We start from the raw sequence: 13,030 nt of genomic DNA, 5'->3' as shown, positions 1-13,030 counted from the left end.
ATAAAAAACAAGCGACCGAAGCCGCTTGCAGAAATTTTCAATAGAAAACTCAAGCTAATCCATAATGATGGACACCTTATAAGCTGCAAATTGCGCGGTGTCGTGATTAAATCCTCCTTGAGCGTGAATCATTTTCACATGTTCACCAGCATTTATGCGAGATTGCAGTTCGACACTGAAGTCTGCGAAGTTGGTGAACAGCGTGACACTGTCTCGGTCTTTAATGCCATAGATACCGCGTTCGAATCGAGCATTTATGGTTGTTGCGGTGTCGAGTTCGGTTAAATCGATGCGTAATCCGCCCTGGCCAACGTGATGATAACGACCCAATTCGTCACTCGCCAAGTTTAAAGTCAAGCGACTATCGCTGATTGAGCTAAATGGTTCATGGGCTCCATGGTCTAGCCAGCTTACGGCAAGATGACTGTGTGCATCGGCGTAATCAACAATGGACCAAGCATCAAAGTCTTCCGGAGCCTGACCGTATTCTTGTACGAAACCGATCACTCGCACCGGATCGTTCACTTCCATATGTTCAGTAGACAATACGTCAAAGTTAACCTGATAGTTTGTCGGATCCGCATCGAAACTGGGATCAACGCCTGTACCGGAAAAGTTGAACAAATCATCGGGGCGTCCTTGTATGGATTGCAGATCCAGCGCAATTTCAGCATCGCTTTTACTTACCAGGTGACCGGCAATGTGTGTCAGACGCATGCGCACGTAACCTTCACTGGCATCGATTTGATCGAGGGTATCTCCATTGTCGGCAGGCGTGTAAACTCCGGCAACCGTAATGGCTTGACCGGGTGACAGACTATCGATGGAAACCGGTGCATCGAACCGACGCGCTTTGACCACTTCGGTATTTTCACTGACCAAAACAGTAATGGTATCGCGGAAGTTAACACTGCCTTGTTCGCGAATTAACACCGCACCTTTGAGAGTCAGCAGATTGTCATTGCGAGCGATGATCACGCCTTTTGCCGCGTCGAGATCAAAGCCGGGGACGCTGCTTCCAGCGAGCACTTGTGCTGCAGTAAAGCGCTTTAATTCGCGGTTAAAAGTACCAAAGGCCACGGTTACTGTACCTTGTTCCAGCTCCGCCAAAGTGTTTAAGCCCAGTGAGTTTTCAATTTCTTCGCCGTTAATTTCAAAGTGTGTTTCGTCATCCACATGAATGTCAACTCCACCGTGTCGGCGATCGCGATTATAAAAAGGACGTACCGCGATACGGTAACGATCATTTTCCAAATCAACGCTGATCAGTGGACCTCGTAAACGAAACTCTTTTTCCATAACCGGTTCCACTTCGGCGCTAATGAAAGGTTCAGTGGTCACCGTAATTGGATCCGCCTCCAGATCGACGTTGTGTGATGCGGTTAAATTAAAGTCCAGTTCCAACAGTGCGGGAATGCCGCGTGCAATTCGCAATTGGTTTCGATTATCCAATCGCATTTCGAGCGTCATGACACCAGCTGGATTACCTTCGGCATCCATCATGGTTGCAGCAACGGCTTCACCGTCTTTTTCTACCAGAATGCTGGCACTGCTGTAATCGAGAGTGATTGATCCTGATGTATAAACACCGGCCGGAACGGTTGCTGCGGTGACCAGTTCGGTTAACTCAACGTATTGGGCAAAGTCGACGGTTTGTGAGGCGGGCAATAACTCGACTTGTGTGCCATCGCGTCGGGTCAGGCTGATGGATTGAACATCCACGGAATAACTGAGGAAGTCGCCATCGGCATCGGTTAAACCGAGTAAAAGTGTGCCGCAATTTTCGTTTTCGTTTTTGTCGTCTTGAGTCATGCATTGCTTTTCTTCGGCATCCGTTAGGACGTCGTTGTTACTGGAGCTACAGGCCAGTAACGAAATACTTAACAGTAAAGCGAGAAACATTTTTAGAGAGAGGGTGAATGGGTTCATGATTAACTCCTGGTTCGTTAGCCGTTTCTCGAATTAACGTGTTTAATCAGAAGCGGTTGACAGAACCTTTATCCGTATCGTGACGGACATCACACAATAGAAGCGCTAACTAATCAGTTTTAAAGTGTTAGGAGTAAAATGAAAAAGTGCGATTAACATTTAAAAACAACCCAAACAGTACCATGTAGGAGTCGTTTTTAATTTTATAAAAGCAAAGAGAAATTGGATTGCACAAGTTAAACGAAGAAAGGTTAAGCGACTTTGACCTGATCGCGACCATTTTCTTTGGCAGAATAAAGCGCCTGATCAGCTCGATGAAACAACGTGTTTCCGTTTTCTCCGTTTTGCCATTCAGACACACCAATACTTGCCGTAATTGAAATGTTCAACTCCAACGCCTTTATGGGCGTTTCAGCAAGTGTCATGCGAATGCGTTCTGCGGTCAATCGAGCGTTCGGTAAGTTGGTAGCGCTCAACAAAATTACAAATTCTTCGCCGCCATATCGAAAAACATAGTCTTCTTTGCGTACGGCTCCTTCGAGCTTGGTCGCGACCTGTTTTAAGACCTGATCACCGGCTAAATGCCCGAATCGATCGTTAATGGACTTAAAGTGATCGATGTCGACTACCAGCATACAAAGTTTGCCGCCATGGCGTTCGGCTCGGCTGATTTCCGTATCTACAGCCTGATCAAAACCGCTGCGATTCGCTAATTGCGTTAAAGGATCGCGATGTGCTGATTGAATGGCCGCTCGATAAAGTAACGTATTGCGGAGCGGAAAAAGCAAAATATTCAGTAGGTGCTCCAGTCGCTGCAGTTCTTTTTCGGTAAACGGTCGGCTGGAACTGCATTCAATATAACCCAAGGATTGCTCTTCAATTTCAAGGTTGTACTGGCAAATCGATTGATGTTTTTCACCATGGTAAATAAACAATTGAAGCTCATCATTGCGATAAGCGACGCTTTCACAAGGAATAATATCTGCAGCGCGCTGGCAAAAAATCGACAGCAAAACTTCGACATCCAGAGTTCGCTGTAACGCCAACGCCAGTTTTTGGCCAGCCAAAAGCAAAGGCTCGTTGGTGTTGTCCAAATGCGGAGCTATGTATTCCAGTGTGGCTGTTTCAGTGCCAATAGTCTTATTGTGTGCGAGATTCATAGGTTGTCTGTTTCAAAGTCATGAACTGAAATTGAGAATAGCGAAAAGTGTGCCAGCTCCCATAAATACCTGAAAAGGTATTAAATATCAACAATATAAGTATCTATGGTAATTTCGAAGTAGATGTAAAGTCAAAAAATTGACTGTTTTGAGTAAAGTGAATGCTTAGAGTTGAGATTTAATTGGAGGTACACCGGCAGTAGATTGCCGGCGTTTTTCAAGTGTTTAACCGTTAAACCGTTGACCTTTAATGGCTTTACTCTCGTCCGCCATTAAATAGGTGTAGAGCGGCATCAATTTTTCGGGGAGTTTAAGTTGTTGCGGATTTTCTGCCGGGTAAGCCTTGGCGCGCATGCTTGTTCGGGTTGCGCCCGGGTTAATGATATTGACCCGAATCGATGTGTTTTCCAATTCGTCTGCCAGTACTTGCGCTAATCCTTCTGTTGCAAATTTGGATACCGAATAGGCACCCCAGAATGCGCGACCTCGATTACCGACACCCGAACTGGTAAAAACCAGAGAGGCGCTGGGCGCTTCGCGTAAACAAGGCAGCAAAAACCGAGTCAGTAAAAATGTCGCGTTAACATTAACTTGCATTACATTGTGCCAGGTTTCGATATCGTATCCTTCGATGGGTGATAAATCACCGAGTTGGCTGGCATTGTGTAACAGACCGTCGAGTCGGCCGAATTCACGATGTACGGTTTCTCCGATTTGCTGTGCCTGTTCTGGAGACATGTGCAGTAAATTGATGGGAATAATCGCCGGTTGTGGTCCGCCGCTGGCTTCAATTTCGTCGTAAACGTGTTCCAACTTTTCGGTGGTTCGACCCAGCAAAATGACGGTTGCACCTAACCGAGCGTATTCTTTTGCTGCAACTTTTCCAATACCGTCACCAGCACCGGTGACCATAATGACTTTATCTTTTAAGCAGTTTTCTTTGGCAACAAAATTTTCCAAGGGTTGAATCTCTTGTTGTGTTATGTCGATTTATTCTAGCATTCTACTCAATGTGTGAACATGGCTTTCAAAAGTTTCTCAACCAAACGGTGATTAATTTTCGTATGGCACTGGGTTCAAAAACTTCTTCTGTTGACACAAAATTTTTATTGGAATGGAGCCAAAGCTTAATCAACGCCAAATAATTACGAGTTACTGTCGAAATAGGTTTCTGTTGATTCGGTGATTGCAGTTGTTGCCATCGTTGTTGTATCCATGGATGATTCCGAGCATGCATATGTATTAAATAATGTTTCAATAACCAGTAGCTACCTATATACGCATGCAATTCTTCACTGGGTGATGGCTCATGAAATGCGGATAACAATGTACAACCTATCATTCTATCAATTTTTACGGTTGAAAATTGATTCATATCGTGCGCGAGCCTTAGAAAAGAGTGAATCAGTGGCGAAAGTGTTTGCAATAGCCAGTTTTTTTCGTTTTGCTGTTGCAGAAAATGAAGTAAAGGATGTTCGCTATCCCCAGTGATTTCTGTTTGCCACCAATTGAGTTGTGCCGATAGCAAAGTGGGTTCATGAAGGTTATGCAATGTTTTGAGTAATACAACTACGGCCGAAGTTTTAATCAGTAACAGAGGCTGTTTTTTGCGCGAAGAGAGCAAACTGTAATACAAATCGTCACCAATCGGGATTTGCTCTTGCAAGCACCAGCTTTCAATATCCATTTATAATCAACGGTTGAAATTGAGGGAAATTATTATGAGGAAACCGGATGAAAAACACCAGCTACGATTGATGAGTTCAAAAAAGAGCACAAGGACGGAATTTTCAATCTCTGTACCGAGTGCTCAAGGGGGTTGGAGAGGTTGTCGTTAACTTTCGATATTTTCCTCCTTGTTACTGATAAGTTGTTGTCGACTACTTTAAGTTGATACGGCTACCTAATGGCAGCCTGATGTTTGTAATCATGCGTTTATTCGTTGCTCGCGAAGCTGGGTTCCTGTTGATCTTGTTCAGGGAAAAAACGGATGCTGACTCGGCGCTCTAATGCGTAAGCATCAATATCACCTTTTGGAGCAATTGAGTTTGCTTCACCATGCGCCGATGAGAAAATGCGTGTTTCATCGATTCCGTGAGATACCAGCAGTTGTTTTACGGATTCAATACGAGCTTCGGACAATTGCTGATTTTGTTGTTGGCTTCCACGCGGATCAGCGAATCCATCGAGTTTAATGGCCAAATCTGGGTAGCGCTTCAGAAAACTGGCTAATTGTTCGACACGATTTCGGTCGGCATCATCCAGTGCGCTGACGTTGGTATGAAATAGCAGATCCAGTTGCAGCATTTCCGCACCGGCTAAACCGTTTTGAGTGGATTTATGTTCTGCTTCTTCTTTGAGTCGTGCTACTTGCTGTTGCAGTTCGGCCTGGTAAAAGTTCGCTTGTTCTAATTGCGACTGCATACCATCCACTTGGTTGGCTTTGTGAACTTCGCCACCCAGTAAACCGCCTAAAGCAGCGCCAATAATAAAACCTACCGGTCCACCGGCGGCTGCCCCAACAAGTGCACCGCTGGCGACACCCACATTTTCTTCTTTGGTGGCTTCGCGGGCTTCAGAGTTGGCAGTGTAGCCGATTGCGCTCATAATAAGTGTGCTGATTGCGATTGCTTTTTTCATTGTCTTTTCCTCTTTCGATCGGTTTAATACAAAATTCGTGTTAGTCGGTTAAAGGGGCCTTCCCTGGCTAAGCACACAACTTTTGTGTTGCTTCCTCGCTTCGGGTTGGTCATCGGTGCCTTTCTGTCGGGCACGTGTCTATTAAAACGAACCTGGCAGACTATTTAATGGTCGAAAGAGGGCAAAGCATTGGCGAAATGTGGCAAAAAAATGATGTGTGAATTGTTTCAATTGAAAAAACGCTATTCAAAAAAATAGGGAGACAAGAAGTGGCAAAACGTATCGCTTTAGTCGAAGACGAACCCGCCATTCGCGAAAATTATCAGAACGCGTTAACCAAGTATGGTTATGAAGTGACCATTTATAGTTCTTTGCAACAAGCGGAGCAAGGGTTTAACGGGCGATTACCGGATATGGCAATACTCGATATTAATCTCGGAGACGAACCGGAAGGCGGTTTTAAACTATGTCAATTACTGCGACAAAAATCGGCTGGTTTACCGATACTGTTTTTAACCGCACTCGATTCCGATTTTGATGTGATATCGGGCTTACGACTCGGTGCAGACGATTACATCACCAAAGACATCAGTTTGCCGCATTTTATGGCACGTGTCGCAGCATTGTTTCGTCGTGTGAGTGCAATGGAGCAGGCTAGTGATAAAAGTGAACAACTGGAGGTCGGCGATTTGCTACTCGATCTTGATAGAATCAAAGTGTTTTGGCAGACGCAACCAGTCGATTTAACGCTGACCGAGTTCTGGATGGTGCATGCACTGGCGAAAAATCCTGGGCATGTAAAGTCGCGTGATCAATTAATGGAAATCGCTAATGTTGTGGTCGACGATTCCACTATTACTTCGCATATAAAGCGCATTCGTAAAAAGTTTATCGCAATTGATGATGCCTTTGATTGTATCGATACGGTTTATGGCATGGGTTATCGCTGGCAGTGAAGGTTTTTTGGACGCTCAAAAAGAAACTGTTAATTTTTTCAGCAGTATTAATGTCGATCCCATTTTTGGGTGTCGGCTTTTTAAAGCAAGTCGAAGATATGCTGGTCGAAAACCTGCTGCAAAATTTATCTCAGTTTGCTCAATCCATTGTTTTTACATTGCAAGAAAACACCGACATAACATTTTCCGAACGATCCGATACTGCATTGAATCGACTTTATATTCCAACATTAAAACGTATGCCTGTCATTGATGGTTTTGTAGATGATTGGATCTCTGTTGCAGGATTTAGCAATCGTTTTCACAACGATAATATCGAGTTTCGCGTTAATCTAGCGCGAAGTGACAATCAGTTGTTCATTCTCGTTACGGTTATCGATGATGCAATCAGTTATCGCGAAGTGAATGACCGTTTTGCTGTCAGTGATCAAATAGACGTTCGGTTGCAGGATGAAGACGGTAGGTTTGTGCATTTATTATTTGCACCGGCAGCTGTGGGAGTGGTTCGCCCCTTTGTACTCAAAAATGAACTTTCTGACTTTTGGGTGTCGCAAGCGCATTGGCAAGAAAGTGATAGCGGTTACGTTTTGGAAGTTCAGCTTCCATTGCGACACAACTGGCAAGCAATGGGAGTGACCGTAAAAAATTATCAGGCGACGAGTCATCAATTTACTCAACTGTCCAGTTTCGATCAACAACTCAATCGATTGCAATGGCCAGTACCTGAGCTAGAACAAAAACTGAACCGACTTTCCGTTGCTGATGGTAAACGCGTGTGGGTATTGGATCCCCAAGGACAAGTTAAAGCGCGAACGGGAGATCTTTTTCCCGATTTAACCTTGGACGCCGTCAATCCGGTGATCCATTTTTTATTGGCACCGCCGATGAGCGGATTTGATGATCCACGTGCTCGAGCAATCGAGTTGGATCTTCCCGCCGTAAAGCAGGCTTTAGAGGGAAATATCGGCGTGACACTGGAGTCTATCGCTGGAACAGAAACCGCCATTGCGTTAGTTGCGGTGCCTATTTTTAAAGAGCGGCAAGTGACTGGGGTTGTAGTGGTCGAAGAAACGGTTGCTGCCATTCAAATGATTCAGCGTCAGGCGATGAATGTGTTTGTTAATACCACTTTGGTTATTTTAATGCTGGTAATTCTGACCTTAATTGTGGTGGCGACGCGAATTACTGGTCGTATTATGCGGCTAAACCAAAGTACCTCTGAGGCGGTCGATGCCTATGGTCGAGTTGTACAAACCATTCCTGCGGAAAAAACGGGCGATGAGATAGGCCAACTGTCTCGCAATTTTGCGTTAATGAGTGAACGGCTAAAAGAGTACAACGAGTACATGGAAAAATTGGCATCTCGACTGACCCATGAACTACGCACGCCCATTGCTATGGTGCGTTCATCCATTGATAATATTGCGTTGTCGACGGATCCAGAGATAAAACCTGCAATTGAAAATGCGCAAAAAGGATTGCTTCGACTCAGTAATATGATCACTCGAATGCGTGAAGCCGCGCGCCTTGAACAAAGCATTCTGACACTCGAAAAGCGCTCGGTTGATGTTGTTGACTTTGTGACGCAATATATCGACGCTTGCATCTCTTTGTATCCTGAGCACACCTTGAGCTTACGCTGCGAAGGTAAACCTTGGAGCTTAATGAGTAATGAAGAAGTGATCGCTCAGTTTTTAGATAAAGTGCTTTCTAATGCAAAAGATTTTGCTGTGCCAAGTACGAATATTGAAATACTGCTTCAGTTTAGTACCGAGTATTTGACTGTTGCCGTTGTTAATGAAGGGCCGGCACTTTCTTGTGATGATCCTGATTTGCTTTTTCACTCCATGACTTCTCAACGAAGCGAACAATATCGTACGGAACAACAAGCCAATTTGGGATTAGGGCTATACTTAGTACGATTAATTGCTGAATATCATCATGGGCGTTGTTTCGCTCGAAACATTGAGCAACCTTCAGGCGTGATGATTGGTATCGAGTTACCTCGTCGCTTTTCGAGTTAGTCAGAACGATATTTGTTCTTTAAGAGAGCGTCAGGACGAAACGATATATCAACACCGATATTTGAAACTAGCCGCTGTGTTGGCAGCGGAGTACAATGTCATCTTTTTTGTACGAACCTAAAATGGAGTCTTGTCATGTTTGATCGTTTACACGCATTACCCGCTGATTCACTACTGGGATTGATAGGATTGTTTCGTGATGATACCAATCCCAATAAAGTTGACTTGGGGGTTGGGGTATATCGCGATGAAAGCGGGCACACGCCACTCATGTTCGCGGTTAAAAAAGCAGCTGAACAACATTTACAACAAGAAGACTCCAAAACGTATATTGGGCCGGTGGGCGTACCGGGGTTTGTGTCAGGGATTCAAGAACTGGTTCTGGGTGAAAATTCGTTGGCGGTTGCCAATGAACGTATTGCTGCGATCCAGACGCCGGGTGGTTGTGGTGCTTTACGTGTTGGCTCTGAGTTATTAAAGCGATTAGGTGATGATTTGAAAGTTTGGATGAGCGATCCAACTTGGGCCAATCATATGCCATTAATTCGCTCTGCCGGATTGGCGATAGATGTTTATCCTTATTTTGATTCTGCAACGGGTGCAGTGAACTTCGAAGCGATGGATGCTCAATTGGCCAACCTCGGTAAAAACGATGTGGTGTTATTGCACGGTTGTTGTCATAACCCAACCGGAGCTGATTTATCGTTTGAACATTGGCAGGCCATTGCAGACCGTGCGCAAAAGCAAGGGTTTATTCCCTACGTCGATTTGGCTTATCAAGGTTTAGGCGATGGGTTGAATGAAGATGCGCGTGGTTTGCGTCATCTTTCGGAAAACGTGGAAGAAATGGTGATCGCAACGTCTTGTTCCAAGAACTTCGGATTATATCGCGAACGTACGGGTTGCTTGATGATTCAAACGGCATCGAAAGATCATGCTACTGCAATCCAGACGCAAATTCAGGACGTTGCCCGTGCCAACTATTCGATGTCACCGGCCTACGGTGGTTATTTGGTGGATTTAGTGCTTCATCAAGCGGATTTGCGAAAAGAATGGGAGTCGGAATTAAATGCGATGGCTGAGCGAGTTAAATCGTTACGTTCAGGGTTGTTAGAGAAAATTCAACAACGAAATATTTCACAAGACTTTAGTTTTATTACTCAACAGAAGGGCATGTTTTCTTACTTAGGAATTTCCAAAGAACAGGTTCTTCAGATGCGGAAGGAGTTTAGTATTTATATGGCGGATTCGAGTCGGGTGAATATTGCGGGGTTGAATACGCATTGTTTGGATTATGTGGCGGATGCTTTGAAGAAGGTTTGTGGTTAATACTTTTTTCTTTTATTTTGAAAAGGCGCGAAATTCTTTCGCGCTTTTTTGTTTTTGATTTAAAGTTTTTGAAATTTATTTCGCACACAGCGTAAGCGGTGCGAAACCAATCGATTTAAAAATTGAATTCCTGACTTTTAAAAAGCTCAAACAACTGCTCCGCAGACTCCAACCACAAATCCGCATCCCACAACCGGGGATTCTCTATTCCAGGAATATACCCCCAAAGCGCAGCAACCGCCTTCATACCTGCGGCACGAGCTGCAACCATATCTCGTTCATCATCACCAATATAAACGCACTGCGTAGGATCAACTTCCATCACTTTACATGCTTCTAAAAGAGGCAGAGGGTGTGGCTTTTTTTCATCAAAGCTATCACCACTAAAAGTAATCGCACTGCGACTGTGCATATTTAACTTCTGCATTAACGGTGTGGTAAGAAACTTCGGTTTATTAGTCACAATACCCCAGGGAATGGATTGCTGCTCGAGTTGATCAATAAAGCTTTCAATACCCGGAAACAGACAGGTGTCATGACAAATGCGGCGCTGGTAGATGGTAAGTAATCGTTCGCGCAAAGGTGCGTAGTCGCGATCTTTTACCGTTAATTGAAAGCCGAGTTTGATCAGCCCCGGTGCGCCTTTGGAAACCATGGGGCGAATTTCCTCATAGGGAAGAGGCGATTTACCTTGCGAAACCAGAACTTCGTTTAATGCAAAAGCAAGATCCGGCGCGGTATCGGCAAAGGTGCCATCAAGATCAAACAGAACAGCTTTCATAATGTTTTTTTCTGGGTTAGCGTTTTCGGTAATGACACAGATAATTGACATCGACATTACTGTCCGACAACCAGTAGCGTTTAGTGAGTGGGTTGTAATGCATGCCGGTCATGGTTTGTAATTCAAGGTGGGCGTCTCGAGACCAACGATCAAGTTCTGATGGTCGAATAAATTTGGCGTATTCGTGTGTGCCTTTGGGAAGCATTTTTAAAATGTATTCGGCGCCTACAATAGCCATCAAAAAGCTTTTTGGATTGCGGTTAATGGTCGAGAAAAACACATCACCGTTTGGTTTCACCATAGTGTGGCAAGCTTTGATCACTGAGCCGGGATCCGGTACGTGCTCTAACATTTCGAGGCACGTCACAATATCGAAGCCATTCGGCTCTTGTTCAGCCAATTCTTCTGCAGTGATTAGCTTGTACTCTACTTGTTGGCCCGATTCCAGTTGATGCAGTCGAGCAACCGAAAGCGGCGCTTCGCCCATATCAATACCGGTCACTTCAGCACCTTTGGCACTTAACGCATCAGCAAGAATACCACCCCCGCAGCCAACATCGAGAATACGTTTACCGCGTAGCCCATTAGCGTGTTGATCAATAAAGTCAACGCGTAACGGATTAATGTCATGCAGTGGTTTAAACTCGCTGTTTTTATCCCACCAGCGTTCGGCAAGCGCTTCAAATTTACGGATTTCACCGAAGTCTACGTTTTGTGTCATTTTTTCAACGTTCTATGTTATAAGAGCTAAGTATGCGGTAACTCAATGGTATTGAACTCGAAACTCGTTACTCGTCACTCGAAACGGCTTTTAGTTTCTGTTTCCAGAAGTGAGCAATTTCATAACACTCATTTTCATCCAAGCGAGTCAGCTGACCATTTTTAACCTGTAATGTGCCGTTACTCCACACATGGCTGACCTGATTGCGAGTTGCGGAATACACCAGCTGCGATACTGGATCAAACACAGGTTGGGTAGCAATATCGTCAAAACAGATAGCGCATAAATCGGCCAGCTTTTCTAACTCAATGGAACCGCATCGGTTATCTAACCCCAGCGCTTTTGCGCCACCTAGCGTTGCTGCGTAAAGTGTTTCTTTGGCACTGAGGGCGCTGGCATCGCCGGAACCAACTTTCGCTAGCAAAGCAGCCGAACGCATTTCACCAATCATATCGAGATCATTATTACTGGCACTGCCATCGGTGCCAAGCGCAAAGTTCACCCCGGCTTGTTGTAACTTGGGGATAGGGCATATGCCGCTGGCGAGCTTCATATTCGATTCTGGGCAGTGCATGATGTGAACGCCATTATCTTTGACAAGCTGTAAATCTTCGTCATTGATTTGTGTCATATGTACCGCTTGAAATTTAGGAGAAAGCAATCCCAATTTTTGTAAACGCGCCAATGGCCGCACTCCTTTATCTTTCACGGACTGCTCTACTTCAAATGCTGTTTCGTGCACGTGCATATGAATGGTTAATCCTAATTCGTCGGAGAGGTTTGCAATGTTGCGCAATGGCTCATCGGATACGGTATAAGGTGCGTGTGGTGCCAGGCTGAATGTCAGGTCACGTTCAGCTTTAAACTGGTTGTAAACGGCCAGACCCTTGTTGATGTATTCGTCAGCGTCTTTGGCCCAGGCGGTAGGAAAGTCGAGTATTGTAAAACTGATATTGGCTCGCATACCGGTTTCAAGCGCGACTTTAGCGGCCATATCGGGCATAAAATACATATCGTTAAACGTAGTGGTACCGCTTTTTAACATTTCTGCGATGGCGAGTTTGGTGCCATGGTAAACAAACTCATCACTCATCATCTTTCCTTCGGCGGGCCAAATGTGATCTTGTAGCCAGGTCATTAAAGGTAAGTCGTCGGCGTAACCTTTCAATAGGTTCATCGCGGCGTGAGTATGTGCGTTGATAAATCCAGGGATTAATAAGTGATTGTGTAAGTCAAAGGTTTGAGAGGCTTGATAGTTTTGTTTGAGATTTTTGTTGCTGTCGATGGCGACTATTTTTTCGTTTTTAATCGCAACACCGTGATCTTCGAGAATGGAATGTTCGGAATCTATCGGGGCTAACCAGCGGGCAAAAATTAAACTATCTACGTTTCGTGTCACACCATCACCTTAGAAAATTTTGAGAATTGCGGGAGTATAGCATTTGTCGTCCGTTAAAGTAATTGTTTAACCTGCCTAAGCCATTGATTTT

The 13,030-nt window shown here is 44.7% G+C and carries 11 protein-coding genes; 3 read left to right on the top strand and 8 right to left on the bottom strand.

The annotated features are described in order from the left end of the window. Positions 1 to 54: 54 nt before the first annotated feature. The 5 genes from ACTUJY_RS03950 to ACTUJY_RS03930 all read right to left on the bottom strand — a co-directional run bounded on the left by ACTUJY_RS03950 (position 55) and on the right by ACTUJY_RS03930 (position 5,729). The gene (locus ACTUJY_RS03950; RefSeq protein WP_463614756.1) at positions 55 to 1,929 is read right to left on the bottom strand and encodes a hypothetical protein; all 1,875 of its coding nucleotides are present in this window, start codon (positions 1,927 to 1,929) and stop codon (positions 55 to 57) included. Between the two features lie 251 nt (positions 1,930 to 2,180). Then, positions 2,181 to 3,089, bottom strand: a complete 909-nt coding sequence (locus ACTUJY_RS03945) for a GGDEF domain-containing protein (protein ID WP_463614755.1) — start codon at positions 3,087 to 3,089, stop codon at positions 2,181 to 2,183. Between the two features lie 225 nt (positions 3,090 to 3,314). Next, positions 3,315 to 4,049, bottom strand: coding sequence for a YciK family oxidoreductase (locus ACTUJY_RS03940; RefSeq protein ID WP_463614754.1), 735 nt, complete (start codon positions 4,047 to 4,049; stop codon positions 3,315 to 3,317). A 67-nt stretch (positions 4,050 to 4,116) separates the two neighbouring features. After that, on the bottom strand, positions 4,117 to 4,776 hold the full coding sequence (locus ACTUJY_RS03935; protein WP_463614753.1) for a hypothetical protein: 660 nt from the start codon (positions 4,774 to 4,776) through the stop codon (positions 4,117 to 4,119). 248 nt (positions 4,777 to 5,024) lie between these two features. Next, a complete protein-coding gene (locus tag ACTUJY_RS03930; RefSeq protein WP_463614752.1) occupies positions 5,025 to 5,729 on the bottom strand; it encodes an OmpA family protein in 705 nt (234 codons plus the stop codon). Positions 5,730 to 5,998: 269 nt separating this feature from the next. Between ACTUJY_RS03930 and pdsR the strand changes: the two genes are divergently transcribed. The 3 genes from pdsR to ACTUJY_RS03915 all read left to right on the top strand — a co-directional run bounded on the left by pdsR (position 5,999) and on the right by ACTUJY_RS03915 (position 10,038). Further along, positions 5,999 to 6,685, top strand: a complete 687-nt coding sequence (gene pdsR, locus ACTUJY_RS03925) for a proteobacterial dedicated sortase system response regulator (protein ID WP_463614751.1) — start codon at positions 5,999 to 6,001, stop codon at positions 6,683 to 6,685. Positions 6,686 to 6,735: 50 nt separating this feature from the next. Then, complete coding sequence (locus ACTUJY_RS03920) at positions 6,736 to 8,709, top strand: ATP-binding protein (protein WP_463614750.1); 1,974 nt, start codon at positions 6,736 to 6,738, stop codon at positions 8,707 to 8,709. Between the two features lie 135 nt (positions 8,710 to 8,844). Continuing rightward, positions 8,845 to 10,038, top strand: coding sequence for an amino acid aminotransferase (locus ACTUJY_RS03915; protein ID WP_463614749.1), 1,194 nt, complete (start codon positions 8,845 to 8,847; stop codon positions 10,036 to 10,038). A gap of 115 nt (positions 10,039 to 10,153) precedes the next feature. Here the strand turns inward: ACTUJY_RS03915 and gph are convergent, their stop codons facing one another. From gph to ACTUJY_RS03900, 3 genes are all read right to left on the bottom strand, one after another. Further along, on the bottom strand, positions 10,154 to 10,870 hold the full coding sequence (gene gph, locus ACTUJY_RS03910; protein ID WP_463614748.1) for a phosphoglycolate phosphatase: 717 nt from the start codon (positions 10,868 to 10,870) through the stop codon (positions 10,154 to 10,156). Beyond that, on the bottom strand, positions 10,836 to 11,540 hold the full coding sequence (ubiG, locus tag ACTUJY_RS03905; protein WP_463614747.1) for a bifunctional 2-polyprenyl-6-hydroxyphenol methylase/3-demethylubiquinol 3-O-methyltransferase UbiG: 705 nt from the start codon (positions 11,538 to 11,540) through the stop codon (positions 10,836 to 10,838). Before ubiG ends, gph begins: the two co-directional genes overlap by 35 nt. Before the next feature lie 67 nt (positions 11,541 to 11,607). Further along, on the bottom strand, positions 11,608 to 12,939 hold the full coding sequence (locus ACTUJY_RS03900; protein ID WP_463614746.1) for a TRZ/ATZ family hydrolase: 1,332 nt from the start codon (positions 12,937 to 12,939) through the stop codon (positions 11,608 to 11,610). Between the last annotated feature and the right edge of the window lie 91 nt (positions 12,940 to 13,030).

Source organism: Pleionea sp. WD8-19 (genome assembly GCF_055326765.1).
The sequence above is the reverse complement of the archived record's forward strand: the minus strand, read 5'-3'. Positions and strand labels throughout refer to the sequence as shown.

Excerpts from the sequence above, each read along its gene's own strand:
- ACTUJY_RS03920 (WP_463614750.1), top strand. The coding sequence starts at position 6,736 with ATGTCGATCCCATTTTTGGGTGTCGGCTTTTTAAAGCAAGTCGAAGAT.
- ubiG (WP_463614747.1), bottom strand. The coding sequence starts at position 11,540 with ATGACACAAAACGTAGACTTCGGTGAAATCCGTAAATTTGAAGCGCTT.
- ACTUJY_RS03945 (WP_463614755.1), bottom strand. The coding sequence starts at position 3,089 with ATGAATCTCGCACACAATAAGACTATTGGCACTGAAACAGCCACACTG.
- gph (WP_463614748.1), bottom strand. The coding sequence starts at position 10,870 with ATGTCAATTATCTGTGTCATTACCGAAAACGCTAACCCAGAAAAAAAC.
- ACTUJY_RS03950 (WP_463614756.1), bottom strand. The coding sequence starts at position 1,929 with ATGAACCCATTCACCCTCTCTCTAAAAATGTTTCTCGCTTTACTGTTA.
- ACTUJY_RS03935 (WP_463614753.1), bottom strand. The coding sequence starts at position 4,776 with ATGGATATTGAAAGCTGGTGCTTGCAAGAGCAAATCCCGATTGGTGAC.
- ACTUJY_RS03930 (WP_463614752.1), bottom strand. The coding sequence starts at position 5,729 with ATGAAAAAAGCAATCGCAATCAGCACACTTATTATGAGCGCAATCGGC.
- ACTUJY_RS03915 (WP_463614749.1), top strand. The coding sequence starts at position 8,845 with ATGTTTGATCGTTTACACGCATTACCCGCTGATTCACTACTGGGATTG.